25 protein-coding genes are annotated in these 26055 nt (G+C 39.2%); 14 read left to right on the forward strand and 11 right to left on the reverse strand.

The window, feature by feature from the left end; all coding sequences use genetic code 11:
• The first annotated feature begins 2 nt into the window (after positions 1-2).
• From ACE1CA_RS04120 to ACE1CA_RS04130, 3 genes are all read left to right on the forward strand, one after another.
• On the forward strand, positions 3-548 hold the full coding sequence (locus ACE1CA_RS04120) for a cupredoxin domain-containing protein (protein ID WP_413278347.1): 546 nt from the start codon (positions 3-5) through the stop codon (positions 546-548).
• A 113-nt stretch (positions 549-661) separates the two neighbouring features.
• A complete protein-coding gene (locus ACE1CA_RS04125) occupies positions 662-1450 on the forward strand; it encodes an Rpn family recombination-promoting nuclease/putative transposase (RefSeq protein WP_413278346.1) in 789 nt (262 codons plus the stop codon).
• 113 nt (positions 1451-1563) lie between these two features.
• Positions 1564-1917 carry a DUF433 domain-containing protein gene (locus ACE1CA_RS04130; protein ID WP_413278345.1) on the forward strand — a complete coding sequence of 118 codons (354 nt, stop codon included), beginning with the start codon at positions 1564-1566 and terminating at the stop codon, positions 1915-1917.
• A gap of 44 nt (positions 1918-1961) precedes the next feature.
• Here the strand turns inward: ACE1CA_RS04130 and ACE1CA_RS04135 are convergent, their stop codons facing one another.
• The 5 genes from ACE1CA_RS04135 to ACE1CA_RS04155 all read right to left on the reverse strand — a co-directional run bounded on the left by ACE1CA_RS04135 (position 1962) and on the right by ACE1CA_RS04155 (position 7326).
• Positions 1962-2327: a hypothetical protein gene (locus ACE1CA_RS04135; protein ID WP_413278344.1), complete on the reverse strand. Its 366-nt coding sequence runs from the start codon at positions 2325-2327 to the stop codon at positions 1962-1964.
• Positions 2328-2334: 7 nt separating this feature from the next.
• Positions 2335-2676, reverse strand: a complete 342-nt coding sequence (locus ACE1CA_RS04140; protein ID WP_413278343.1) for a hypothetical protein — start codon at positions 2674-2676, stop codon at positions 2335-2337.
• 169 nt (positions 2677-2845) lie between these two features.
• Positions 2846-4936 carry an alpha/beta fold hydrolase gene (locus tag ACE1CA_RS04145; protein WP_486517648.1) on the reverse strand — a complete coding sequence of 697 codons (2091 nt, stop codon included), beginning with the start codon at positions 4934-4936 and terminating at the stop codon, positions 2846-2848.
• On the reverse strand, positions 4937-6049 hold the full coding sequence (locus ACE1CA_RS04150; protein ID WP_486517950.1) for an IS630 family transposase: 1113 nt from the start codon (positions 6047-6049) through the stop codon (positions 4937-4939).
• Between the two features lie 326 nt (positions 6050-6375).
• Positions 6376-7326 carry an aldo/keto reductase gene (locus ACE1CA_RS04155; RefSeq protein ID WP_413276013.1) on the reverse strand — a complete coding sequence of 317 codons (951 nt, stop codon included), beginning with the start codon at positions 7324-7326 and terminating at the stop codon, positions 6376-6378.
• 191 nt (positions 7327-7517) lie between these two features.
• Here ACE1CA_RS04155 and ACE1CA_RS04160 point away from each other — a divergent pair, with 191 nt between their 5' ends.
• The 4 genes from ACE1CA_RS04160 (at position 7518) to ACE1CA_RS04175 (ending at position 10958) form a co-directional block, all read left to right on the forward strand.
• Positions 7518-8957: a BCD family MFS transporter gene (locus ACE1CA_RS04160; RefSeq protein ID WP_413276012.1), complete on the forward strand. Its 1440-nt coding sequence runs from the start codon at positions 7518-7520 to the stop codon at positions 8955-8957.
• Between the two features lie 144 nt (positions 8958-9101).
• Positions 9102-9914: an inositol monophosphatase family protein gene (locus ACE1CA_RS04165; RefSeq protein ID WP_413276011.1), complete on the forward strand. Its 813-nt coding sequence runs from the start codon at positions 9102-9104 to the stop codon at positions 9912-9914.
• A gap of 92 nt (positions 9915-10006) precedes the next feature.
• Positions 10007-10357, forward strand: coding sequence for a hypothetical protein (locus tag ACE1CA_RS04170; protein ID WP_413276010.1), 351 nt, complete (start codon positions 10007-10009; stop codon positions 10355-10357).
• A 13-nt stretch (positions 10358-10370) separates the two neighbouring features.
• The gene (locus ACE1CA_RS04175; RefSeq protein ID WP_413276009.1) at positions 10371-10958 is read left to right on the forward strand and encodes a Uma2 family endonuclease; all 588 of its coding nucleotides are present in this window, start codon (positions 10371-10373) and stop codon (positions 10956-10958) included.
• Between the two features lie 51 nt (positions 10959-11009).
• Here the strand turns inward: ACE1CA_RS04175 and ACE1CA_RS04180 are convergent, their stop codons facing one another.
• From ACE1CA_RS04180 to petP, 6 genes are all read right to left on the reverse strand, one after another.
• On the reverse strand, positions 11010-11882 hold the full coding sequence (locus ACE1CA_RS04180) for a ChaN family lipoprotein (protein ID WP_413276008.1): 873 nt from the start codon (positions 11880-11882) through the stop codon (positions 11010-11012).
• 127 nt (positions 11883-12009) lie between these two features.
• Positions 12010-12372 carry a cupin domain-containing protein gene (locus ACE1CA_RS04185; protein WP_413276007.1) on the reverse strand — a complete coding sequence of 121 codons (363 nt, stop codon included), beginning with the start codon at positions 12370-12372 and terminating at the stop codon, positions 12010-12012.
• A 4-nt stretch (positions 12373-12376) separates the two neighbouring features.
• Positions 12377-12649 (reverse strand): hypothetical protein, encoded by a 273-nt coding sequence (locus ACE1CA_RS04190; protein ID WP_413276006.1) that lies wholly within the window; start codon positions 12647-12649, stop codon positions 12377-12379.
• A 165-nt stretch (positions 12650-12814) separates the two neighbouring features.
• Positions 12815-13741, reverse strand: a complete 927-nt coding sequence (gene chlG / locus ACE1CA_RS04195; RefSeq protein WP_486517960.1) for a chlorophyll synthase ChlG — start codon at positions 13739-13741, stop codon at positions 12815-12817.
• A 135-nt stretch (positions 13742-13876) separates the two neighbouring features.
• The gene (locus ACE1CA_RS04200; RefSeq protein ID WP_413276004.1) at positions 13877-15040 is read right to left on the reverse strand and encodes a Get3/ArsA fold putative tail anchor-mediating ATPase NosAFP; all 1164 of its coding nucleotides are present in this window, start codon (positions 15038-15040) and stop codon (positions 13877-13879) included.
• 9 nt (positions 15041-15049) lie between these two features.
• On the reverse strand, positions 15050-15250 hold the full coding sequence (gene petP, locus ACE1CA_RS04205) for a cytochrome b6f subunit PetP (RefSeq protein ID WP_413276003.1): 201 nt from the start codon (positions 15248-15250) through the stop codon (positions 15050-15052).
• Between the two features lie 71 nt (positions 15251-15321).
• On the opposite strand from petP, the gene ACE1CA_RS04210 reads away from it, so the two are divergent.
• From ACE1CA_RS04210 to ACE1CA_RS04240, 7 genes are all read left to right on the forward strand, one after another.
• Positions 15322-15495, forward strand: coding sequence for a hypothetical protein (locus ACE1CA_RS04210; RefSeq protein WP_486517649.1), 174 nt, complete (start codon positions 15322-15324; stop codon positions 15493-15495).
• Positions 15496-15759: 264 nt separating this feature from the next.
• On the forward strand, positions 15760-16605 hold the full coding sequence (locus ACE1CA_RS04215) for an ABC transporter permease (RefSeq protein WP_413276018.1): 846 nt from the start codon (positions 15760-15762) through the stop codon (positions 16603-16605).
• A 73-nt stretch (positions 16606-16678) separates the two neighbouring features.
• Positions 16679-18109: an ABC transporter ATP-binding protein gene (locus ACE1CA_RS04220; RefSeq protein ID WP_413276002.1), complete on the forward strand. Its 1431-nt coding sequence runs from the start codon at positions 16679-16681 to the stop codon at positions 18107-18109.
• A 22-nt stretch (positions 18110-18131) separates the two neighbouring features.
• A complete protein-coding gene (locus tag ACE1CA_RS04225; protein WP_413276001.1) occupies positions 18132-19016 on the forward strand; it encodes a class I SAM-dependent methyltransferase in 885 nt (294 codons plus the stop codon).
• Between the two features lie 2 nt (positions 19017-19018).
• Complete coding sequence (locus tag ACE1CA_RS04230) at positions 19019-21580, forward strand: glycosyltransferase (protein ID WP_486517650.1); 2562 nt, start codon at positions 19019-19021, stop codon at positions 21578-21580.
• Between the two features lie 31 nt (positions 21581-21611).
• A complete protein-coding gene (locus ACE1CA_RS04235) occupies positions 21612-25196 on the forward strand; it encodes a glycosyltransferase (protein WP_413275999.1) in 3585 nt (1194 codons plus the stop codon).
• 75 nt (positions 25197-25271) lie between these two features.
• Positions 25272-26039, forward strand: coding sequence for a sulfotransferase family protein (locus ACE1CA_RS04240; RefSeq protein WP_413275998.1), 768 nt, complete (start codon positions 25272-25274; stop codon positions 26037-26039).
• The last annotated feature ends 16 nt before the right edge of the window (positions 26040-26055 follow it).

Consider the following 26055-nt stretch of genomic DNA (forward strand, 5'->3'; position numbering starts at 1 on the left):
CAATGTTGAGCAAGAAAATGATTTTTGGCAATTTGGTTGGATTAGGATTTTTGCTAGGTATTAGTTCCGGCGTAGTAGCAAACCAAATGTCAATGGAAATGCCAGCTTCGGAAACAGAAAAAAACGTGCAATTTCGCCAAATCGAGCAACCTTTAGGTTTAAAAATAGGCGTTACTTTAGGTGGTTTAGGTTTAATTGGACTGGAATTATGGTGGTTTATGTTCAGTAAAACTAAAACCAAAAAAGCTGAAGCAAATCAAGGAATTCAAGAAATGACTATTACTGTTGATGGAGGTTATGAACCGAGTCGAGTAGTAGTGCAAGCAGGTCAACCAGTCCGATTAAATTTCTTCCGTCGTGACCCAAGTAGCTGTTTGGAAAAAGTCTTAATTCCCGATTTTCAAATTGCCAAAGATTTAGACTTAAATCATGTTACTCCGATCGAATTCACCCCGAAAAAACCGGGTCAATATACCTTTACTTGTGGCATGAATATGTTTCGCGGAGTCTTGGAAGTGCAACCTGTTGGCACATCTCAAAAAACTTAGAATTAACTGTTGTGAAATCAGAGCGATCGCACTAATGAAAGAGTTAGGCGATCGCTTTTTAATCAAAAACGTAGTAAAATAAAAAATAATAAAAAACCAAAATATTCCTAACCTTGAAAACTGACACAATCTTTTATCGCTTATTCCAATCATTCCCCAGCATCTTCTTTGAATTGCTAGATCAATCACCAGAATCAGCTAATGCTTATCAATTCTCATCAGTGGAAGTTAAACAACTTTCCTTTCGCATTGATGGCGTGTTTCTCCCCTTAGAAAATGCTCCCGAAACACCCATTTATTTTGCTGAAGTGCAGTTTCAATCAGACAAAACCTTTTACTCGCGATTTTTTGCCGAAATCTTCCTTTATTTGGACAAAACCGAACTAACAAATGATTGGCGAGGCGTGGTAATTTATCCTACCAGGAACACAGAATCTAGCAATATATTCCGCTATCGAGAATTACTCACTCCCACGCGAGTTAGACGCATTTATCTAGATGAACTGGGTACAACCGAGCAATCAATTGGTATCGAAACAGTAAAATTAGTAATAGAACCAGAAGAGACTGCTGCTAGCTTTGCTAGACATTTGATCGAAAAAGCTAGGGAGGAACTCAGCGATGAAGTTCAACAGCGGGAACTACTCCAGTTGATTGAAACGATAATTATTTACAAGTTTACCCAAAAAAGTCGGGAGGAAATACAAGCCATGTTAGGTTTAGGTGATATCCGTCAAACACGAGTTTATCAGGAAGCTTTGGAAGAAGGAGAAATCCGAGGTAAGTTAAAAACTGTGCCAAAATTATTGGCAGCAGGATTAGCTGTAAATCAGATTGCTGAAGCGTTAGATTTATCTGAGGAAGAAGTGAGGCAAGCGGCACAACAACAGTCTTCTAATTGAAGTAGGAAATTTGTTTTGCAGGCGATCGCATTCTGAGTAAAAGGGAAATGCGATCGCACTTTAAAAAAGATAAAATACTTTCAAATCAGCCATGATAATCGGAGAATTAACTAATGCAATTAGAAGACTATTTCGACTTTCAACGTCCCGATGATATTAGACTCAAAGGCACAAGAGTAGGAATTGAAACTGTTCTTTATGATTTCATTCATCGCTCTCGAACCCCCGAAGAAATTGCTCAAAGTTATCCTTCACTAACACTAGAGCAAGTTTATGCCACAATCCTTTATTATCTGCATAATAAAGACGCAATTAGTCAATATTTAGCTAACTGGTTAGAGTGGGGAGAACAACAGCGTAAAGCTCAAGAATTAAATCCTCCTCCAGCTGTAGTGCGATTGCGGAAATTAAAAGCAGAAAGAGAGGCAATGAAAAAAGCAAATGAGTCTGAAGTATCTATTGGATGAAAATGTAGACCCTATTTATAAAATTCAATTACACCTTTTCCAAATTAAACCTGATTAATCGTTGCTTTTTCGGATGACAATTTTGCTAGAATATTATTTGCTTCTGCATCCCAATCAGGCCCATGAAGCAATAAGTAATGTGCATAGTTACGCAGAGTGTTAGTATCCCGATAACCTAGTTTTAGTAACTGTTGATATGTGGCTTTAATTATATCAAATGGCATTTCTAAATCGGTATCTAATTCGATAATTTTTTGGAGCATATCAGGCTGATTAAGTTGAATAATTTCCTGAAGGAAACGAACTTTCATTTCAGCCATTTGCGATGATAGTTCAGCCGAGTTATTTTGCCAATCGGCTTCCATTAAAGCTTTAATTTGTTTTGCCAAATCATAGAGAGTTTCGCTCATCGTTATTTCACGGGGTAGGGAAATAAGTAGTAACTTCGATCGCACCCGACGGCAGTTCCAGCGCCCTGTAGGTGATGCTTTGCCCATTAACAATGATATCTCTCTCAATATAAGGTGGGTTAGCAGTTATGGTCGGGAAATTGATCCCAGAAGTGAGAGTTAGCTGAATGTCCAATGCGATCGCATAGTCAATCTCGTCCATTGTACCGATGTTGCTGACATCACCAGTTATATGAGGACGGTTATAACCATGTCCGCTTTTAATTTTAAGAGTCCGTCCATTAATCTGTGTGGAGCGAATTAGGTCTGTGCCAGATCCCTTAGAATTCCATTGAATGGGAGCATTCAATATCTGCTCTCCTGGGAAAATTGAAGTGTAAATTAAGAATTATATTATAGAGTTTAATTCACTCCTACTCAATTGCAAAAGCGATCGCATTTTCAAACCCGTACAAAAAGCGATCGCATTTTGAGTAAATAAATAGAAAAGGTGATCTATTGATACTATGGCTTGCACTTTATGTCCAAGTTGATGATTGAGTACCCCAATCATCAGACACATACCGCAAGCGAGAAATCTTAGGATTATTGCGATCTGAAAGGTCAGCGTCAATCACTCCTTCATGCGAGAAATCAAAATTGGGTACAAACCAATCCCGCTTTCCTCCAAAGTTGCTATACCAACCATTACGATTAAAAGAAGGGAAACGGAGGTTGCGTGTAATCTGATTAGCAAAAACTTTTGCTACAGCACTATGATAATCACTGTCTCGTTGGAAAGGATTTAGATTCAAGAAGGGATAGTTAGAGAAAGAAACGATGAGAGAAGTATTGGCTGTTCTAGCAAAATCATTGTCTCCTGCTGCCCCTCCCTCTTTGTCTGATGCAACAAATGCAATAGAACTACTGGCAACATTACGTAAATTAGGGACTCCTTGGATGCCCGATTGATCGCCATCCACATCCAAATTTGTAAATCCAGCAGCCGGGTCAAGAGCAACGATTTCCTTAACACCTCCAAAAAACTCACCCATTTTGGCTGCAACATAAGAACCAAGGCTATGACCGAAAAGGATAGTTTTGTTACGATCAATACCAAGTTCCCGAAGACGATCTACTCCCCAACGTGCTACTGCTGAAATTCGACCTGATGCCGACTGTGGAGTGCTGTCAGATGCGCCTCCGCTCCAGTTTAATGTTATAACCTGAGCATTAGGATAGAAATTGCTTGCCGCAGTTTTAGCGGCGAGATTACCAATCGTATTATTAGGATCATCGTTACCATTCCAGCCATGAATGACTACGATGGTATCTTTCCTAGAATCAAGTCCTTTGCTTTCATTTTTACCATTACCATCAAACATATTCAAACTAACGTCAAACGTTTTACCAGCAGAGCTTATTCGCGTTACCGTTAGATCATTTAGTTCTGTAGGAGTTTCGCCACCTGTTTGCTGCCACCCAGTCCAATAATTGGCTCCATCCAAGGAAGTAGCAGAACGGGTATAAATTTTATTATCCAGACCTTGGGCAGACTGGTAAAGTGTTCTATTCCAGCCCGCTAGTGATGGAGCAGTAGGAGTCTCCCCATCCAAGTTACTATTCCAAGCGCTCCATTTAATTCCATCTGTGGAAGAACGAGTATAGATTTTATTGTTCAAGCCTCGGATGGACTGATAGAGTTGACCATCCAAAGCTTCTAGTGCTGGAGCGCTGGATGTCTGCCAGCCACTGCTCTCAAACCAACGACTCCAGTTAACACCATCTGTGGAAGAACGGGTATAGATTTTATTGTCAAAGCCTCGATGAGACTGATAAATCTTACCATTGAAAGCTGCTAAGGCTGGTGTACTCGGTGTTTCCCCATCCAAGTTACTATTCCAAGGACTCCACTTGACTCCATCTGTGGAAGAACGGGTATAGATTTTATTGTCGAAGCCTCGGATAGACTGATAAAGTTTTCCAGTCCAAGGATCGGCTTCTAATGCCGGGGTGTTTGGTGTCTGCCAGCCACTGCTCTCATACCATTGACTCCAATTAACTCCATCTGTGGAAGAACGGGTATAGATTTTATTGTTGAAGCCTCGGTGGGATTGATAAAGTCTGCCGTTCAAACCTGCTAAGGCTGGCGCACTCGGTGTTTCTCCATCATAGTTGGTATTCCAAGAACTCCACTGCCTTCCATCATAAGAACGAGTATAGATTTTGTTGTCCATCCCCCGGTGAGACTGGTAGAGTTTGCCACCTAAAGAAGCCATTGCAATCTGAGACTTTTCAATAGAAATGTCTTTACCACAGATAGTGACAATCGCCGTATCATCCTCACCTTTTAACTCTAAAAGTTCGCTTGCACTTATCGCCTTACCTTGTACAACTCGCGCAAAAATATCTCCTTCATCCCCAGCAGCATCAGCAACATTTACCTTCGAGTCTATATAATGCCCCGTTTCTTCCAGCAACACACTCGTAATCGCACCTGGATTACCTGCATTTTGCTCAACAAATTCTTTCGCTAAATAAATCGTATTCGTTACACTAGCAAACGCGCCATTCGCCCCATTAATCGCCGCAGATGGCAGAATTTCAACTACTGGTAAGCTGTTAAGCATTTAAACAGGGATAAGAGCATTACCTTTATTTTTAAGTTTTCGCTCCCATTTAATAATTAACTGTCCTTCATTTAAAAGTTGATGTAATAAATATTCTAATTCTTCGATTGATTTAAATAGTCGATTAGCAATAAATTCTTTTGTTGAATGCCAAACTAATTCAATTAAGTTATAATCCGGGCTATATTTCGGGAGAAACTCTAAATGAATATTGGGCATTTCAGCGGCAACTTTCTGGAGATATTCTGCCTTTTTATGAAAACTAGCATTGTCGAGAATTATCACTATTTTGGCTCCTTTTTCAGCAAATTCATCGGCTTCATTGCCAGCAGCTACCCATTCACCAATCAATTCTTGATAAAACAGTTTTAGCACTTGATAAAAACTTTCTGAATTGCTTTTATCCAGAAATTCCACAAACCTTTTCTTGTCGGAATACCTCAGCCCTCCCATTACATTAATCCGACCCTTTCTTCGATCTCCTCTCACCTCTTTTCGGCTACCTTTTTTACACCAATTCTTTCTTTTTATCACGCTTAAACTAAAACCGCTTTCGTCCCAAAACCATACTTGTAAACGTTCTGGATTCTCTTTTTCTATTTTTAAATATTCGGTTATCTTCTTTTTAAATTCTTTTCTTTTTTCCGGCTCTCGCTTTCCCTCTAAGCTGTACTTCGCCCAGAGGTAAACGAACTTTTTTTGCTCTAATATTCTCCTAACTTGCGACCCACTTAATTTTATTCCTGTCGTTTCTGCTAAATATGTTGCTAACCTTTGTGCCGTCCATCTGCCAAATTCGTATCCTAATTCTTTGGGTTCTTTATCTACTGTCTCTAATAATATTTCTCTATATTTATCTGTAGCTTTTTGATGATTACCCTTCATCCTTTCATCGACTAGGCTTTCTAGATTATCTGGATCTCCATGTACGCACCAATAAGATACTTTATTTATTGAACAGCCCAGAAATTCCGCTATTTTAGCTTGAGTTTTTCCATCATTTAGCAACAGTAACATCAGAATTCTTTCTCTAATGTTTCCATTTTCTTCTTCTTTTAGGGCTTTTTGTAGCTTCTCTACTTGTTCTAAGCTCAGATGATTCTTTGCTGGCATTTCCTGACTCATTTTGCTCGGTTGACTTTTCCATTTTACCCTATTTAAATGATTAACAGCTTACAACCAAGGAATCAACTTTTTCACTCTTTGCCGATATTCTGTATTTCAGAAAATTTATCACTTAACCAAGCCTCTTCTTTACTTGCCTTCGCATTCAAGACAATAAATATAATTAAAACTCAGAATAAGTCCGTTAAACTCATTTGAAAAATTGCCTTTGCCTAACAACATTCTGGCAAAAGTTAGAAATCTCGGATTTTTTACCACAGATGTCCACAGATGATATGGAGATTGTCTGCTTTTGCCAGAGGTCTATTAATTTTTTATTCTAACCAAGGGCGGCTTGCTTGTTCTAATGCGGCGACTTCTTCTTGAGTCATTTGCCAATTTAAAGCGCCTGCATTTTGTTTTGCTTGTTCGGCGGTTTTTGCGCCGGGAATGGGAATTACGTTTCCTTGGGCGATTAACCAATTTAGGGCGACTTGGGCGGGTGTGCGATCGTACTTGTTCCCAATTTCCCGCATTAAACTAATTAAAGGAGCGATCTTTTCTAAGCCACTTTTACTAAAACGAGAATCAGTTTTTCTCGCCCCAGTTGGTTGGTTATTATTCTCAGGCACATACTTCCCAGTTAACAACCCTTGCGCCAAAGGACTGTATGCCAAAATCGTTACACCTAATTCTTTGGCTGTGGAAATAATTCCTTTGCTTTCTACTTTGCGAGAAAGTAACGAGTAGCGCACTTGATTTACCGCCAAAGGTACACCAAAATCAGCTAAATATTGATAAGCTTGGCGCATTTCTTCTGCCGAATAATTGCTGACTCCTATTGCTTTGATTCTCCCTCTTCTGTATTCTTCAGCTAAAGCTTGCATTAAAGTTTGTTGACTCAGAAAAAAGGTAAAAGGCCAGTGAACTTGATAAAGTTCTACTGATTCTAACTTCAAACGTCTTAAACTAGCTGTTAGCGCGTCGGAAACTGCACCTCCCGTAAATCGCCAAGGAAAAGGGCCAAATTTTGTGGCTATTTGCACGGGTTTATCCGTTTCTTTGATGAATTCTCCCAGCAATTCTTCGGAAATTCCCATGCCGTAAACTTCCGCAGTATCGAAAAAGTTTACCCCCGCATCTACTGAAGCATGGAAAGCTTCCCGTAACTGTTCGGAACCGTAATCTTTGCCGTAACTCCAAAACAGTTTATCACCCCATGCCCAAGTTCCTACACATAAGGGTGTGACGGTGGGGCCATTTTGACCTAAATTGATGGTTTGCACGGCTGTTTACCTTTTCTTTACACTTCTTCATACTCTTTTAGTGTATCGTCAGAAAAGCCAGCAGGGGGGCAAGGAAACTCACTCCGGGGCAATTCATGAATTGCCCCTACTCAGAACTCAAAACTCTCCTAGCGCCCAAACAGAGATTATCTTAAAGATTAGTAGGCTTATAAAATTAGACTTTTAGAAAAATGGCAACAGGTGATTTATCTAACTCACAACTAAAAGAATTCAACCAACCTCTTCCCAAGCTTAATTTGCTGACAATGTTTCGGTTGGCATTATTTCAAATGGGATTGGGTATTTTGGCAGTTTTAACGCTGGGAGTTCTCAATCGAGTCATGATTGATGAGTTAGTAATTCCGGCAACAATTACGTCGGGGATATTAGCAATTTCTCAGTTTATGTCACCCACAAGAGTTTGGTTTGGTCAAATGTCTGATAACAAAACTATTTTTGGTTTTCATCGGACAGGTTATGTTTGGATTGGTGCTGCTTTATTTACGCTGATATTATCTTTAGCAGTGCAGGTTGTTTGGCAATTAGGTGATTTAGTACAACTGAATAAAGAGTGGTTATGGACAACTCAAACTATTGGTTGGACTGCTTTAGCTGGTTTAGTTTTTGCTTTGTATGGGATTGCAACTAGTATTAGTTCTACTCCTTTTTTCGCTCTTTTGGTAGATGTTTCTGATGAAGACGATCGCGGAAAGTTAATCGGGATTGTCTGGTCGATGATGACTGTGGGCATTGCTGTAGGTGGGATTACCAGCAAAATTTTACTTAGAAGATTAGAAAATAATGCTTCTTTGGATGTTGTGCGATCGTCAATTAGCTGGTTTTTTATTGTTGTCCCTGCGATCGTTTTAGTTTTGGCAATAATTGCAACTCTTGGAGTAGAGAAAAAGTATTCTCGCTATACTTATCGGACAAATTCGATCGCTAGGGAAGATAGCATTACTTTAGGAAAAGCCCTGAAAATCTTAACAGCAAGTCGGCAAACAGGTTTGTTTTTCACCTTCTTGTTGGTAATGACAATTAGCTTGTTTATGCAAGAAGCTGTTTTAGAACCTTACGGTGGAGAAGTATTCGGTTTATCAATTCCGCAAACTTCTTTGTTAAATACTTTTTGGGGAATTGGAATGTTAATGAGTTTGGGTGCAACAGGTTTCTTTATTGTGCCACGCATCGGTAAGCAAAAAACTACTAAACTTGGTTGTTTATTAGTGGCAATTTGCTTTATTTTAATCATTGCCTCTGGATTTACAGGTAATGCCAAGGTTTTTCAAGGTACATTAGTTTTGTTTGGTTTGTCTGCTGGAATTGCTACTACTGGAGCGCTCAGTTTAATGTTAGACTTAACCGCAGCAGAAACAGCTGGAACTTTTGTGGGTGCTTGGGGTTTGTCTCAAGCAATGGCAAGGGGAACAGCAACCATAACTGGTGGCGTAATTTTGGATATGGGTCGGACTTTATTTAAAGCACCAGTGTTAGCTTATGGATCGGTGTTTGCTTTGCAAGCAGTGGGAATGTTACTGGCAATTTGGTTGTTAAATCGAGTCAATGTCCAAGAGTTTCGCACTAGTGCTAAGGAAGCGATCGCAACTCTCATGCAAAATGACCTAGACTAAATCTATCTTTTGCGCCAAAATTGCCTTAAAATATTTGGTGATTGGTAATTAGTTAATCATCAATAGCGATTACCGATCGCCAACCTAAACTAAATCTAATCACCTAGTTTTATCTGTTGAAAAAATTCAAACATCTAAAATGCAATGACTGAATTTTGGACGGAAATATATAATTTTGCTCAAACAACAACCACCAGAATTGGTATTAAGTTGTTAACAGATTATGGGCAACTAGAACCAGATTTTAAAGCTGATGGTAGTTTGGTAACGCAAGCTGATAAATGGGCCGATCGGGAAATTCAAAATGCAATTTATGACCATTTTCCCAGTCACGATGTTTTAACAGAAGAAGGATCTCACGTCTTTTCTGGTGCGGAATGGTGTTGGGTAATCGATCCCATTGATGGCACAACTAATTTTACTAGAGGAATTCCAATTTGGGGAATTTCTTTAGGTTTAGTTTATCAAGGAATGCCGATTTTTGGTTACGTGCATTTCCCTAATATTAACCAATCCTTTCACGGTTATTGGTACGGTAATTCTCAAAGCGATCGAGCTAATGGCGCATTTTTAAATAACATCCCAATTCACACTAGTAAAGATAATCCAAGTAACAATCACTTTTTTAATATTTGCGCCCGGAGTACAGCAATTTTACAAAGCCCAATTCCTTGTAAAATTAGAATGTTAGGTGTGACAACTTATGATTTTCTTTCTGTTGCTAATGGTGCAGCTTTAGGCGGTGTAGAAAGTACCCCAAAAGTGTGGGATTTAGCAGCAGTTTGGTCGATCGTGCAAGCAGCTGGAGGAGTTTTTGTTAATTTAGGAGAGGAAGTACCTTTTCCTTTACAAGCAGGTGAAGATTATGGCGATCGATCTTATCCCACCCTAGTAGTTAGTCGCCCAGAATTAATCTCAACCTTTAAACCTTTGGTAGAATTTTTAGGGAAGAGGTGATTAGGGACTAGGAACTAGGGATTGGGGACTAGGAAAGTTTGATAGTAGAAATTCTTGGTTTCTTGTCGCTAATTTATTGCAGGTAAATAGTTATGGATAATAAGTTAAAAACCAAGTTAGAATATCCCTTAAAAGAAGCTTTACTTAGATTGTCAATCTCTCCGGTAAAAGCCGATCGAGAAGCTATTGCTAGATTAGAAAAAGAAACAGGTAAAGATATTCAAAAAATCATTCAAGATTTGGATAGTATTGATATTACTCTCCAAGCTGTCGAAGAAAAATTGCAGTTTTCTTTCCATAAAATGAGGCTACTGTTTTGGGGTTTATCCTTTGGTTCCTTGGTGGGAATTGTCGCTTTATTTGTCCTACCTTGGGAAAAATTAGCAGTAGCGATCGCACTAGGTTTTATACTCGGTATTTCGATCGCCTTTCGCCGTTCTTAATAGGTGATAAATTATGCAAGTCCAAACTCTCAAACGTTCCTACACCCCCGAAGAATATTTAGAACTAGAAGCAACAGCAGAATATAAAAATGAATATCGAGATGGGGAAATTGTACCAATGACAGGTGGAACTACTAATCATAATAAAATTGTCGGGAGTTTTTATGCTTTCTTGAAGTATGCTTTAAGAGGGCAAAATTACAATATTTATTTCGTTGATGTACGTTTGTGGATACCTCGTTATCGTCAATATACTTACCCTGATGTAATGGTAATTGAAGGTGAACCTATTTACACCGGAACGAATACAACTACTGTAACAAATCCCTCATTAATTGTTGAGGTTTTATCTAAAAGTACGAAAAATTACGACCAAGGAGATAAGTTTCTTTATTATCGATCGATTCCTGAATTTAAAGAATATATATTAATTGACCAAACCAGATATTATGCGATGCAATATAGTAAAACTCCTGATGAAAAATGGTTATTAAGTGAGTATGAATCAGAAAATGCAACTGTACAATTAAGCTCAATAAACTTACAAATTAACCTCAACGACATTTACGAACAAGTCAACTTTAATGATACCGAAGAATAGTTCGTTGTTCCCACTAAAGTGGGAAAAGCGCTGAAGCGCAACAACGTACCATTAATTTGACCACAGGAAATCAGCAATGGGTTGATTCTTTTTTAAAGGTAATTCAGCGTCAAAATTTAGTAAGATAGTTTTTTGGACTAAACTATTACCTAAACGTCTAGCAACGCGACTCGGAATACCATAACCATACACTAAATGTCCTTGTCCGGCTAATACAATTACCGTATGATTTGGGTTAGCTTTGACAAATTCAGCAATGTTTTCCGCCATTGTTTCATCCCACAAAACTTGTGCGGAAAAGAATCTTTCAAAACTCGCACTAGAACCATGTCCACCTTTTTGATGTTGATTGAAAACATCTAATAACATTTGGCGATATTCGGTGTTATCAGTGCGAATTTCAGCAATAGGAGGAATGTATTTTTTCTCTTCTGGGGTAAGACTTTCTAATCCTTGACGTGCAACTTTTCGGGTGACTTCACTAGGAGTATTTAAAGCTAAAACTGGGAGGCGATTTTCTTTAGCAAAACGCAGAATGGGGGCGTAATATTCCCAAGGAAAACCCCAGCGTTGTTGATATTCTGTTTGAGTTAATAGTTCTTGTTCGGTGATTTTTCCAGCTAGGTATCGATCGATCGCCCCCTGATAAGGACGCTGAAACATTTCCATTGCGATCGCAATTTTTGGCTTTTTCCCATAAATTTGTTGAATAATCTCTAACTGCGCTTTGTGATCTGCTTCGCTAGTATGCGTTTCTCCTAAATAAATTACGTTTGCTTTTGTTAGATTTTGCAGAAATTCTGGCGTTGTGTAATTTTGTTGGGATACCGGACTAGATATTTTTTGGGCGTTTGCTATGGGGATACAAAATAAGTTAATTCCTAAGAAACAGGCGCAAAATAAGGCTAGTTTGTTTGGTTTCATAATGTTAATAACCGATTTACCTATGATTTAGTCCGCGTAGGCGGACTTGGTTTGTGTAGACGCGGTTTCAACCGCAGAGTCTTATTATTTGCTAGAATATTTTTTAAACCTTTACCTGTTCCCTTGTTTACTGATAAATTGTTTCATCTTCTTTACGCCATGCAGGATCTACCATGCAAACAAAAATTAATGGTTCATCGCCACAATTATGAATAAACTGTTTAGCATTGGGAGGAATATAAACTGCATCTCCCGGTTCTACTATTTGAGTTTCTTCATTAATGTGCATTTCACCTTTACCACTAATAATGTAGTAAACTTCGGAAGTTGTTAAAGAGTGTGATGTGGAAGTTTTTCCTACTGGCAAAGTGGCGTGTGCTAAACTATAACGTAATTCCAAAGGTTGTTTATCTGGATGCAACAATTCGCGTAAAATTGTATTATCTCCAGCAATAAATTCCTCACACTCACTTAATTTTCTGACTAACATAAATCTACTTTCTCGCTTGATAGTCGCTACAATTTATCGCATCTTCAGTGTTAGCAATGGAAGGATGTACTGTACATTTCAGGCGATAGTCAGCAGTGAAAAATTGACAATTTGTACAGGGGATTTCGTGCATTTTTTTGGCTCTAGAGACGCTATCACTAAAAGCTGACCACAAACTCCAAGCAATCATAATTACTAATGACCATGCTAAGACAAAGCAGATCGGTACTAAATAAGGTTGAATGGCATGAACTAGGGGATAAAGCAGTTTAAACACAGCTACTTACCGCTGATGAATGACGAATGTGTACTATCTCACATTTTATCTATTTAGCTATAAATCAAACATCAAACATTAGGAAGATAGTCTGTGTCCGTTGTAAAGACTTTAGTCTTTCCCCTGCCACAAAACCGGGCTAAAGCCCTTACAACGAACTGTTTTTTACACGCCTGCATGACCTAAAGCTAAACCAGCTACCAACATTCCTAAAACTAGGAAAGGTTGGGCGCTTGCTTGATATTTTACGTCATTTTTCAAGGGGTCGCGCAGGAAATACATATCTTGGAAAGTGATTTGCGGGATGACTAACAACATTAAAATTGTGGCAGACAAATTCTGATGAATATAAACGAGATAGCCAGCAATTCCGATTTGGAAAATGTCAATCATTAACACGCAAATCCAAGCAGCGGTGGTGATGCCAAACATTACTGGTAGGGATTGTAAACCCAGTTGTCTGTCACCTTCCACACTTTTGAAATCATTAACAACTGCAATTCCTAAACCTGCTAAACTGTAGAACAGTGTTAATACAATTATTGTGGAATTGAGGTTGCCAAATAATGCGTGACCTGCCCACCAAGGCAAAGCAATGTAACTGGCACCAAGGGCATAATTCCCTAACCAGCCATTTTTCTTTAGCTTTAATGGTGGGGCAGAATAAATGTAAGATAGGAAAGAACCACCGATCGCTAAAACCGTAATCGTCGGAAAAGTGTGACCCGCCCACAAATCCAACAAATAAGCAACTCCAATTCCTCCTAATAACAACACCCAAACTTGAGTGATGACTTGAGGAATAGAAATTGCGCCGGAAGGAATGGGGCGATAGGGTTCGTTGATTGCGTCGATTTCGCGATCGTAAAAATCATTTATGGTTTGGGTATATCCTGCTAATAACGGCCCAGACATTAACATACAAGCAGCCGCAATTAGGACATTTTCTAACGTCCAAGTATAATTACCCGAAGAAGCCGCACCACACACAACTCCCCAAATTAGGGGAATCCAAGTAATCGGCTTCATCAGTTGCAGGCGAATTTTCCAAATATTAGTTTCCCCAGATGCTGCACCCTTCATTCCCAGCATTTGCCGAGTTTTCGCACCGCGACTCGGCGCGAGTTCCGCCTCAGTATTAGGTTGAACGTCTGGGATTGGTTCGGTTTTTTCTGGAGTAAGTTCGGGTTGTGTGAGGTCAGACATTGCTGCTACTAGATTTTCTAGTTAGAAGGAAAGAATTAAATAATTGTTTTGAAATTTCGCTCCTTTAACTGATTGTCCGCTCAGTTGGGGAGGTAATTCAATATTGTGGCGTTGATCTCCGGCTTCTAGGGTGACTTCCGGGCCATTTTGGGTGAGTTTAACTTGTTTTTTGTCAAAACTGGGCAAGAATAGTTTTACTTGCCTTGTTGCTAAGTCAACTTCCATTGGTCTGGGAACCGTTGCCATTTGGGAGAAATCAGGCATGGCATTTATTAAAGCTTGCCAGTCTTCGCCTACAAGGTGAGGAATACTACTAATTTGTAAGGGAGCAAATTCTGAAGTAACAGTATTGGTGATGGCATCGCGATCGAACTTTTCGTAAACTTGTCCTAAGTCTTCGCCAAGTTCTCCTGCTACCCAATCCGGCAAAATCGCTTGATTGAGAATTACTCCACCTACAGTTAAACCCACCTGTTGAGCACTACCCCAAAGATACTTTGCTGTAGCAATGCTGCTTGGGTCGCCTGTAGTTACTAAATAAGCTGCTACTCTGTTTGGGTCAGCTATTGCTTTTCTGCCTTCCTCCAAAAGATTAGTAGCTTTGTTAGTTTGAGACAACTTATCAGGGGTGAGGTTAATATTTAGGACTGCACTAGCAATTGGTTGCAGAAAGGGTAAAAGCGTTCTTCCCAAATCGGAATTGCTAAAAATATTTTGGAAGCGTCGCAAATACCAGCTGAGAACTTCTGGCATTCCGAACATTCGCAGGGTGTTTTGATCGCCGATGCCATCATAGACGATCGCATCATACTTGCCGCTTTTATCATACTCCCGGATCGCATTGAGAGCCAAAGCACTATCCATTCCCGGTAGGACTCCCAATTCTTGACCGTAGACTTCCTTGATTAGCGGCATTCGCAGATATTGCGCTTCCAGAATTTTTACTTCTTCCCAACTGCGTTCTAGCAGCAAGGAAGTCTGAAACTGAACCCCATATAAATTGGGACTCAGTTCCTGTGGGTCTGGACTTAGGGTAACACCCAACAGCAGCCCAAAAGCTGGACTAGTGTCCTGTGTTGCCAGGAGAACTTTTTTCCCCTGAAGGGCTAGTTTTTTTGCTGCTGCGATCGCAACTTTAGTGCGACCAGTACCATCTTTGCCCAAAAAAGTCAAAATTAACGACATTTGTCTTCCTTATGCGTTTACGGGTTCTAATTCATCCTCAAAGAACCAAGTGGTAAACTTGTCCTCATCAAATTGGACAACTACACCGACTCCGCTGCCATCTACCATTTTGTACGCTTTGATTGTCCCGATCTTACCCAAACAACCAATCACACTTGCAGGGGATCTATCCCTCAGACGGCGTACCCGCACTTTTTGACCGATTTCCATTCCAACTCCAATCTATCAACCATTACACAGTCTAAAGGTAGTCTGCTTCTCGGACAAGGGGAGATGGGGAGATGGGGAGATGGGGAGATGGGGAGATGGGGAGATGGGGAGATGGGGAGATGGGGAGATGGGGAGATGGGGACAAGGAGAATTTTTATCTTCTGCCTTCTGCCTTTCCTAGTCCCCAATCCCCAATCCCCAGTCCCCAATCCCCAGTCCCCAATCAATTGCCAAAATTTGAATAAAATCTTACCCTAATACGTTATGTGATTCAGTCGATCGCCTGCGAACAATGGCAGAGTAGTGATGTTAAATAGTTCTTTAAATACTTCTTTTAGCCACTTTCTAGACGATCGGAACACTGGTATACTGTCTAACTTTAGTAGGAAAAACCGATTTAGCGGCTGGAAACTGAATCTAAACACAGTTAAAATCCCAAGCAACTAATCAGGTTTTCGCGGAGTGTGGTGTATTAATTGTGAGTGAGGAAACGGGCATTGCTGAGGTCAATGAGAGGAATTGCCCAACAAGCAGAAAGGTTAAGCAATAAGCTACCGATTAATGCTTTATGGCGGGCTAAGTTGGATCTACTCAGGGCGCTGGTGATACGAGACTTGGAGGCGCGACACAAAGGGTCTATTTTAGGCAATTTGTGGCCTTTACTCAACCAGTTGTCACAATTACTGATCTACACTTACGTTTTTTCAATAGTTTTAAAAGTTAAGTTGCCCTTACATGGACTACCAGAAAACAACCTTTCTTTTGGAATCTGGATCTTTGCGGGATTAATTCCTTGGAATGCGTTTGTGGGCGGGTTATTACCCGCAGCTAATTCGGTAATTAATCAACCTAATTTAGTTAAAAAGGTAGTATTTCCTTTGGCTTTGTTGCCATTGGTGCCAGTTTTTTCTGCCTTTGTGGAAAGTACGCTTGGAATGATGTCTTTAATCGTTTTAGTGGCACTCACAACAAAGACAATTCATCTTACCCTTTGGCTGTTACCACTAATTTGGATTCCCCAGTTACTTTTGACTGCGGGTTTAAGTTATTTGGTGGCAGGATTAACAGTTTTTCTGCGAGATATACCGCAAACTTTGGTAGTTTTAACTAATTTGTGGTTTTATTTGACTCCCATCGTTTATCCGATTACTGTGATTCCTGAAAGGTTCCGACAATGGGTATTTTGGCTAAATCCAATGACAACGATCGCAGAAGTTTATCGAGAGTTAATTTTAAGCGGCACAATCAAGCATTTAGGAGAATGGGGAATGGTTTCTCTGTTCTCTTTAATTGTATTTTATGGCGGTTTATCTGTTTATCGACGCTTGCGTTCAGCTTTCGCTGATGTTCTCTAAACTGAAAGCGAAACCGTCACCAAAAATCTCGCTTGTCCACTGAAAATTAGTTTTTAATAATAGCGGCAATTCCATGACTGAAATCGTAATTTCTCTCCAAAACGTCTCTAAATGCTTCAAGCGTTATGCTCGTCCAGTCGATCGTCTAAAAGAGTTATTATTACCAGGGAAAACCCAATGTCAAGAATTTTGGGCACTGCGAAATTTAAGTTTAGACATTCCTCAAGGACAAACTTTAGGAATTGTCGGGCGCAACGGTTCTGGTAAAAGTACATTATTACAAATTATTGTCGGTACACTCACCCCCACTAGCGGCGAAGTTCATATTAGAGGTAGAGTCGCCGCCCTGTTAGAATTAGGCAGTGGTTTTAACCCAGAATTTACTGGCAGACAAAACGTATTTTTTAACGGTCAATTAATGGGATTAAGTCACCAACAAATTGCCGAAAAATTTGACGAAATAGCTGCTTTTGCTGATATCGGAGATTTTATCGACCATCCAGTAAAAACCTATTCTAGCGGGATGTTTGTTCGGTTAGCTTTCGCTGTTGCTACTAGCGTCGAACCGGATATTTTAATCGTAGATGAAGCCCTATCTGTAGGTGACGAAGCTTTTCAACGCAAGTGCTATTCAAGAATTCAATCAATTCGCGCTAGAGGCGGCACAATTCTCTTTGTTTCTCACTCAGCAAGTGCCGTGATTGACATTTGTGATGCCGCAATTTTGATGGATAGAGGCGAAAAACTACTCTTCCATCATCCGAAATTTGTCCTCGATAAATATCACAAATTAATGTATGCTCCTGAAGAAAAAATTACTACATTGAGAGAAGAAATTCGGGAATTACAAAACACGGTTAGCTACGATTCATTTAAACAGAATATTGCCATTATAGAAAACAAAACCATTGTTGACGTTACCTGTGAAACTACACCTGAAAATGTTGTAGAAACGGAAATTCGGGAATTTTTCGATCCAGAATTAGTGCCATCAAATACTATCTCTTATGTACCACGAGGAGCGAAAATAATTAATCCACACATTACCATGCTCGATGGTACCGTAGTTAACAACTTGGTAGGCAGAAAAGAATACATTTACACCTACTCAGTTGCCTTTGTCAAAGCTGCGGAACAAGTGCGGTTTGGAATGTTAATTAAAACTGTCAGCGGTTTAGAATTGGGAGGTGCTTCTTTTACCGCTGCTTCCCAAGAGATTTATCAAGTTGAACCGGAAACAATAGTTATAATCAAGTTCCATTTCAAATGTTTATTAACCCCAGGAGTTTACTTCTTAAATGCGGGTATTACAGGTTTAGTTGACGGGCATTTTACATTTTTGTCAAGACACATTGATGCGGCAATGTTTAGAGTACAACCAGAAGTTAATTCTTACAGTACTGGCATTGTTGACTTAATGATTAAACCGAGTTTAACGATTAACTCTGATTTAACTGAAAAACATCGGGAAGAACTGGAAATTACCTTGGGAGAACATTTGTGATTTGTGGTTTAGGTTGAGGATAATGGAACCGGAAATTATTAAACTCAAACAACAGGAAATAATTGCTGAATATGGTGAATGGACTAATCATAACATTCACCTTGGCAAGGGAATTTATACAATTTCTGACCAAGGTAATGGTTCAGAAAATAAGGTAAGACGAGTCTTACAAGTAATAGCTGACACTGTGAATAAACCTTGGGAAAAGTTGCGAGTTTTAGATTTAGCTTGTTTGGAAGGTTTATATGCTGTAGAACTAGCTTTACAAGGGGCACAAGTAATTGGAATAGAAGGAAGAAAAGCGAATCTTGCTAAGGCAAATTTTGCTAAACATATCTTAGGTTTAGATAATCTTCAGTTTGTCCAAGATGATGTGAGAAATCTTAGTAAAGTCAAGTATGGCAGTTTTGATGTAGTATTGTGTTTGGGCATTTTTTACCATTTGGATTTGCCCGATGCTTTTTATTTTATGGAGAGTGTAGCAGAGGTTTGCGAGAATTTGACGATCGCAGACACCCACGTAAGCACGAACGCCGAAAAGTGCTATCTTTATAAAGATCGGAAATATTGGGGTAGCAGCTATGTGGAACACAGTGTTGAAGCAACACCGGAAGAAAAAGAAAAATCCTTATGGGCATCATTAGATAATCCGACAAGTTTTTGGTTTACCCGCTATTCTTTTTATAACTTGTTGGCAACAGTTGGGTTTACCTCAGTTTATGAATGTCACAATCCCCCAGTAATTAATTATGAAAGAAAAAGATTAAACCAAGAAACCGATCGCAATACATTTATAGCAATTAAAGGCAAACAAGTTACCCTAAAAACCACCGCAGTAGAAAAGGCGCTGCATCCGCAAAAATGGCCGGAAAAAGTTGACTTAATGCAAACAAAAGTAGGAAATTAGTCATGTCTCTGACGCTGATAGTAACAGGAATGCACCGCTCAGGCACTTCATTGGTAGCTTCATTTATTCAAGCGATCGGAGTAAACTTAGGAGAGAGATTCTTTTCATCCGACTATTTAAATCCCAAAGGCTATTTTGAAGACTTAGACTTTTTAGAATTTCAAAGAGAAGTACTCAAAAATTCCTGCCGTAATACAGAAATTGGTTGGCATGACTGGGGATGGACAACCAGCGAATTTATTGATTATAGCAAGTTTTCCAAATACACAGAACCAGCCAAAGAATTAATCAAAAGTCGGCAAGAACATTATGAAATTTGGGGTTGGAAAGACCCCCGCACCACCCTAATGTTAGACTTTTGGCATCAATTATTACCAGAAGTAAAATACCTCTTTGTTTACCGCTACCCCTGGGATGTCTTAAACTCAATTGTGCGCCCCAACTCCTTAGTTTTTAACGAACGCCCTGACTATGCACTGCAAGTTTGGGCATTTTACAATCGGCACTTATTAAAATTTTACCAGGAACATTCAGACCAAAGCATTTTAGTCAATGTTAGCGCCATTATTGAACAACCAGAACGATTAGTCAAACTCTTAAAAACTAAGTTGAATTTGCAAATTCCCGATAGCGACTGGGAAGCCAAATTTAAACAAATTTACGACTGGCGGATATTTACCAACTTACCTTGGCAGAGTTCAGTAGTCAAACATATCTATAATAAATATCCAGAATGTCTCAGTCTTTTAACTCAGTTAGAAGCAGCAGCAGATTTACCCGATAATTTTTCTTTGGAATTAGCAGGATTGACAGAAGTGAAGAACGTGCAAGTAACAACCACATCAACAGAAGTACTAGCAGAAACAGAATGGACAAATGAAGAAAACTCAGAAATTCCTGTTTCAGTGGTGATTCCTTGCTATAACCAAGGAGAGTTTATCTTAGAAGCAATTTCCAGCGTGGAAACTTGCCAAGACGCAGTTTACGAAATCATTATTGTCAATGATGGTTCAACCGAGCCATTAACCAAAAAAGTCTTACAATATTTAAAAGATAATGGTTATTGGGTGATCGACCAAAGTAACCAAGGATTAGCTAGAGCGAGAAATAAAGGAATCAGCAAAGCTAGAGGACGCTACATCTTACCTTTAGACAGCGATAACAAAATTAGACCAGAATATATTACCAAAAGCATCGAAATTCTCGATCGATTTCCCGAAGTGGGAGTAGTTTACGGAGACGTGCAACTATTTGATCAAAGAAAAAATATTGTGATCGTGCCAGATTTTGATATAAATAGACTGGCAATGGGTAACTATATAGATGCCTGTGCCGTCTTACGGAAACAAGTTTGGCTAGATTGTGGTGGTTATGATGATAAAATACCCGATAAATTAGGTTATGAAGACTGGGACTTATGGTTAGGCGCAGCAACCCAAGGCTGGAAGTTCTATCATATTCCTGAAGTCATGTTTGATTATCGAGTCAGAGAGGACTCAATGGTTAGTTTTTGTCGAATTCCTGAAAATCACGAAAAATTAGTGCGTTACATATCTACGAAACACTTGGATATTTATAAGAGTAACTTCGCCAACATTTTGGCCCAAAAAGACGCAGATTTGTTAAGAGAAAGACTGCGTAGCGAAGACATGGAATTTCGCTTACAAAAAGCTCAAGCTGCTTGGGAAGAAGCGCGACAACAATTAGAACAAATTCAAGCAAATTGGCAAGCAGCAGAAGCCCAAGTGCAGAAAATTCAAACAGCTTGGGAAGCCGCAGAAGCAGAAATGAAAAAAGTGCAAGTTTTCGGAGAAACTTCTCATCAAGAATTGCACCAAATTCAAACAGCTTGGGAAGCCGCACAAAAAGAACTGCGTTTAACTCATACCGAATGGGAAAAAGCCGAATCTCAGGTGCAAAAAATTCAAGCCGAATGGGAAAAGACACAAGCCGCAGGGAAAGAATCACAGGCGCAAGTGCAGCGCATTCAAGCCGCTTGGGAAGCAGCACAAGAACAACTGAGACAAACTAATACAGAATGGCGACATTCTCAATCTCAAACAGCACAAGTTCAGAGTCAATGGGAACAAACACAACTAGAAATAAAAAAAATTCATGCTGAATGGGAAAAATCCCATTCACAGTTACAACAAACTCAATTAACATGGCAACAAGCGCAAGAACAAACAAAAACAATTCACGCCGCTTGGGAACAAGCGCAAGAACAAACAAAAACAATTCACGTCGCTTGGGAACAAGCGCAAGAACAAACAAAAACAATTCACGTCGCTTGGGAACAAGCGCAAGAACAAACAAAAACAATTCACGCCGCTTGGGAAGAATCTCAAGCCCAAACAAAGTTGATTTACGCTGAATGGGAAAAAGTGCAGTTACAGTTACAACAAATGCAGGGGGAATGGCAAAAAACTCAAGCAGAACTTCACAACACTCAAGCAGAACTTCACAACACTCAAGCAGAATTGCAAGAGGCGCGAACAATTATTAGTCAACCTAAAAACGGTATACTCGGAAAAATAAAAAAAATATTGCAAGGGCTGAAGTAAGGAATAATTTCACCAAAAAAATTGAGTAAACATGAACAAAATTGGCGGTGTAGTTGAAAAAATTCTCCAAAGTACCAAGTCTACCCTGCAACAGGGAAAACAGACGAATATTGGTGTACAAGAATCACCTTTTATTGAAGTAACTCCTAGCGGTAGATTATTGGGTTGTTTGGATGCACCTACAATTAAAGAGGTTAATGTTAGCGGAACTTTAGCTGTAGTTGGTTGGCTTTGTAGTCGTAGTGAATCCATTCAATCTTTACTATTATCTATTGATGATGTCGAGGAAGAACCAATTACTTACGGACTTCCTCGCCCAGATGTCGCCCAAGTTTTTCCTGATGTACCAAACTCAGGTTTATCGGGGTTTAGATGGAATATATTTTTAGGTAAAAACTTCTCTGGAAATATTGTCATTAAAATCTGGGTATTGCTGGAAACTGGGGAAAAAATTTGCTGCTTTTCTCGTCGAGTGACGCTGGAACCTACACCAGCAATGGAAGTTAAATCGATTAATGCTTATACTTTTATTTATGGGGCAATCAAGAAAGCTATAGCAGCATATAAACATGGGCGATTATCGCCATCTCCAGTGCAATGGGTGCGAAAATTGCGCCGTTATTACAAACAACTAAAATCTAATCCAACAATTGCTATTGAAAATTATAATGTAATTCATCCTTGGCAAGAGCAAGACCCTTATCAAAGATGGGTAGAAATTAATCGGATTACGCCAAAACTGGCGACAATAATGGCGGCTGATGGGGCTAAAATTAAAGATATTGGGCCAAAAATTAGCGTGATTGTTCCTCTCTACAATACACCGGAACAATTCTTAGCAGAAATGATTCAATCGGTGACTTCCCAATTTTATCCGAACTGGGAACTTTGCTTGGCTGATGATGCTTCTACTGCACCTCATGTGAAAGAAATGCTGCAAAAAGCTGCTGCTGCTGATGCCAGAATTAAGGTAGTTTTTAGAAAGGAAAATGGGCATATTTCCGCAGCAACAAACTCGGCGTTGGAATTGGCAACTGGTGAGTATATTGGTTTGTTGGATCATGATGATTTATTGTCAGCAGATGCTTTGTTACAAGTAGCAGAATGTATAGTCAAAAATCCAGAGGTAGATTGGATTTATACTGATGAAGATAAAATAGATGAGACTGGAAGACATTATGACCCGCAGATGAAGGGTGATTGGAGTCCAGAAATGATGCTGACGCACAATTACACCCAACATTTTACGGTAATTCGGAGGAGTTTGGTTGAAAAAGTTGGGGGAATGCGAATTGGTTTTGCAGGGGCGCAGGATTTAGATTTATATTTAAGAGTGGCGGAACAAACAAGTGAGGAAAAAATTCGTCACATTGCCAAGGTTTGTTATCATTGGCGGTGTCATGGCGAGAGTACTGCTTCTCATGGTACGCAAAAGCGTTATGTGTTTGAGAGTGCCGAAAAGGGAATTAGGGAAGCTTTGCAACGTCGGGGAATTAAAGCTGAACCTTTCTTGCCTACGATCGCACAAAAACACGGATTATGTTTATATCAATTAAAGTGGGATAACTCTCACTTAGCCGAAAATCCAGTAACTATTATTATTCCTACGAGAGACAGAGTTGAATTGCTGGAAAGATGTATTTCTAGCTTGGAAAAAACCGTAGATAAACGGTATGTCAAACTAATTATTGTGGATGATGCTTCTCAGGAAGCAAAAACTCACGCTTATTTCCAGAAATTAAAACAAAATCGAGTCTTTGATTGTCGGGTAGTGAGTTCAGGAAGAACGGAGAATCAACCTTTTAATTATGCGCGGTTAATGAATTTGGGCGCGAAATATGTAGAAACGCCTTTGATGTTACATTTGAATAATGATATTGAAGCGATCGCACCTGGTTGGTTAGAAGATATGGTAGGCTGGATGTCACTGCTAGGTGTGGGAGTAGTCGGAGGAAAACTACTTTATCCTGACCAAACTATACAACACGCTGGAGTAGTAATTGGCCCTCATGAAGGACTCGCAGACCATCAATTTCATCAATTACCAAAAGAGGAAGTCGGTTATATTTGTTTACCTCATGCAGCGCGAAATGTCTGTGCAGTTACAGGCGCTTGTTTACTCACTTCAACCGCACTTTATCGAGAGTTAAATGGCTTTGATGAAGAAAAGTTTTCCGTACAATATAACGACGTAGATTACTGTTTACGAGTTAGGGAATTAGGTCAAAGAATTGTCTACACACCCCAAGCAACTTTAATTCATTTAACCAGTGCTTCTAGAGGTAAAGAGTACAACTATAAAGAACACTATAACTTTATTAAAAGGTACGAGCAATTCAAAGACCCTTACTTCAATGAAAGCATCGACTTGGAATCAATGTGGATGGCAATTAATCCCTATCATTATTGTCATTCCGAAAGGGTAGATAAATTAAAAGTTTTAGTAGTTTCCCATAACTTAAACTTAGAAGGTGCGCCATTAATCGTTTACACTTATGCGCGTCACTTCGCAACAGCAGGTGGATATCAAGTCCAGGTAATTTCTACCGAAGATGGAGTTTTGCGCGATGCTTATGAAGAGTTAAATATTCCCGTCAAAATAGTCAATAAACAACTCCCGCTACCTGAAGAGAAAATAGAAAATTTCCGCAATCGCTTAAAAAAAATGGGCGAAACGATCGATATTAGTTCCTTTGATTTAATTGTTTGTAATACCCTCGTTTGTTTCTGGGGTGTGGAATTAGCGAGATTGTTCAATATTCCTAGTATTTGGCATATTCATGAAAGCACACCACTGGATAAAAGTATTAAAAACTTTTTCGGGGAAGCTTGCGAAGAATCAATGCCAAAATTGTTAAGAGATTGCTTTTTAAATGCTAGTCGAGTAGTGTTTCAAGCAGAAACTACGCGCCGGATTTTTCAACCTTTAAATTCGCGGGATAATTTCCGTAAAATTCATGGTGCTATTTCCGTAAAAGAGATTAATGATTTCCGACAAACTCACGATAAATCGGCATTAAGGGCAAAATACGGAATAGGCGAAAATGACGTTGTTTTAACTGTTGTTGGCACAATTTGCGAACGCAAAGGACAACATATTTTTATTGAAGCAATTAAGGAATTAGAAGCTAAATACCCTCCAGAAAATATGCCTAAATTATCTTTTTTAATAGTTGGCGGAAATGTAGTTAGTTACCTGCGGTATATCGAACACCAAATTAAAAAATTGGGGTTAAGTAACGTTAGAATTTTTCATGAAACTAGAGAAGTTTATGACTTTTTCTGCTTGAGTGATATCTTTGTTTGTTCTAGTTTTGAAGAGTCATTTCCCAGAGTGATTTTAGAAGCAATGGCGTTTGAGTTAAAAATTGTCAGTACCAATGTATTTGGTATTTCCGAAATGATTGATAATGGGGTGGAGGGTTACTTGGTGGAAGCGGGTAATCCCAAAGCTTTAGCTGATGCGATTTATCAATGTTTATCGGAACCGGAAGTTGCGGCGCGTTTGGCAAGTAATGCCTATGCGACAGTTAACAGAAAGTTTGACTTACCAACACAATTAAACAAACATTTGTTGTTAAGTAAGGAAACGATTTTAAGTGCAGCAATAGAATAAGTTACGAGGTAAGATCCAGAAGGATTTATGAAGTAAATTTAGATTAAGTAAAAAGTAGCAGTGGTACAAAAATTAATGAATGTTTCTGAAATTTCTGTTAGCGGTCAACCTAATTTTATTATTATTGGCGCACAAAAATGCGGCACAACTTCTCTCTATCAGTACTTAATTGAACATCCGCAAATTGTACCTGGTAGTCAAAAAGAGGTACATTTTTTTGATTTGAATTTTGCTAAAGGTTTGGATTGGTATCGACAACAGTTTAAACCACTTTCTCAAGGATTAATAACTGGGGAAGCTAGTCCATATTATATTTTTCATCCCTTAGTAGCGCAGCGAGTTTATGAATTGTTTCCTCAAGTAAAGTTGATTGCGCTGTTGAGAAATCCGGTAGAAAGGGCAATTTCTCATTATTATCATGAAGTGCGGTTGGGGTTTGAAAAGTTGGGGTTAGAGGATGCGATCGCCCAAGAATCCGCTAGACTAAAAGGAGAAACTGCCAAAATGGTAGCTGACGAAACTTATTACAGCTACAATCATCAACACTACACCTATTTGTCCAGAGGAATTTATGTAGAACAACTAAAACATTGGATGCAATTTTTCCCTAAAGAACAGTTTCTGGTTTTACCCAGTGAAAAGTTATATAATCAACCAAATACAACACTAAATCAAGTCCTAGAATTTTTGCAATTACCCAGTTATCAACTTACTAAATACGACAAATACAACTCCGGGGAATACCCAGCAGTTACCCAAGAAATTCGCCAACAACTGCAAGCTTATTTTCAGCCATATAATCAACAACTAGAAGAGTTTTTGGGAGGAAAGTTTGATTGGTAATGTAGGGCGGGCATCT

This window comes from Floridaenema evergladense BLCC-F167 (assembly GCF_041929205.2).
In the GTDB taxonomy this organism is placed as follows: Bacteria; Cyanobacteriota; Cyanobacteriia; order Cyanobacteriales; family Aerosakkonemataceae; genus Floridanema; species Floridanema evergladense.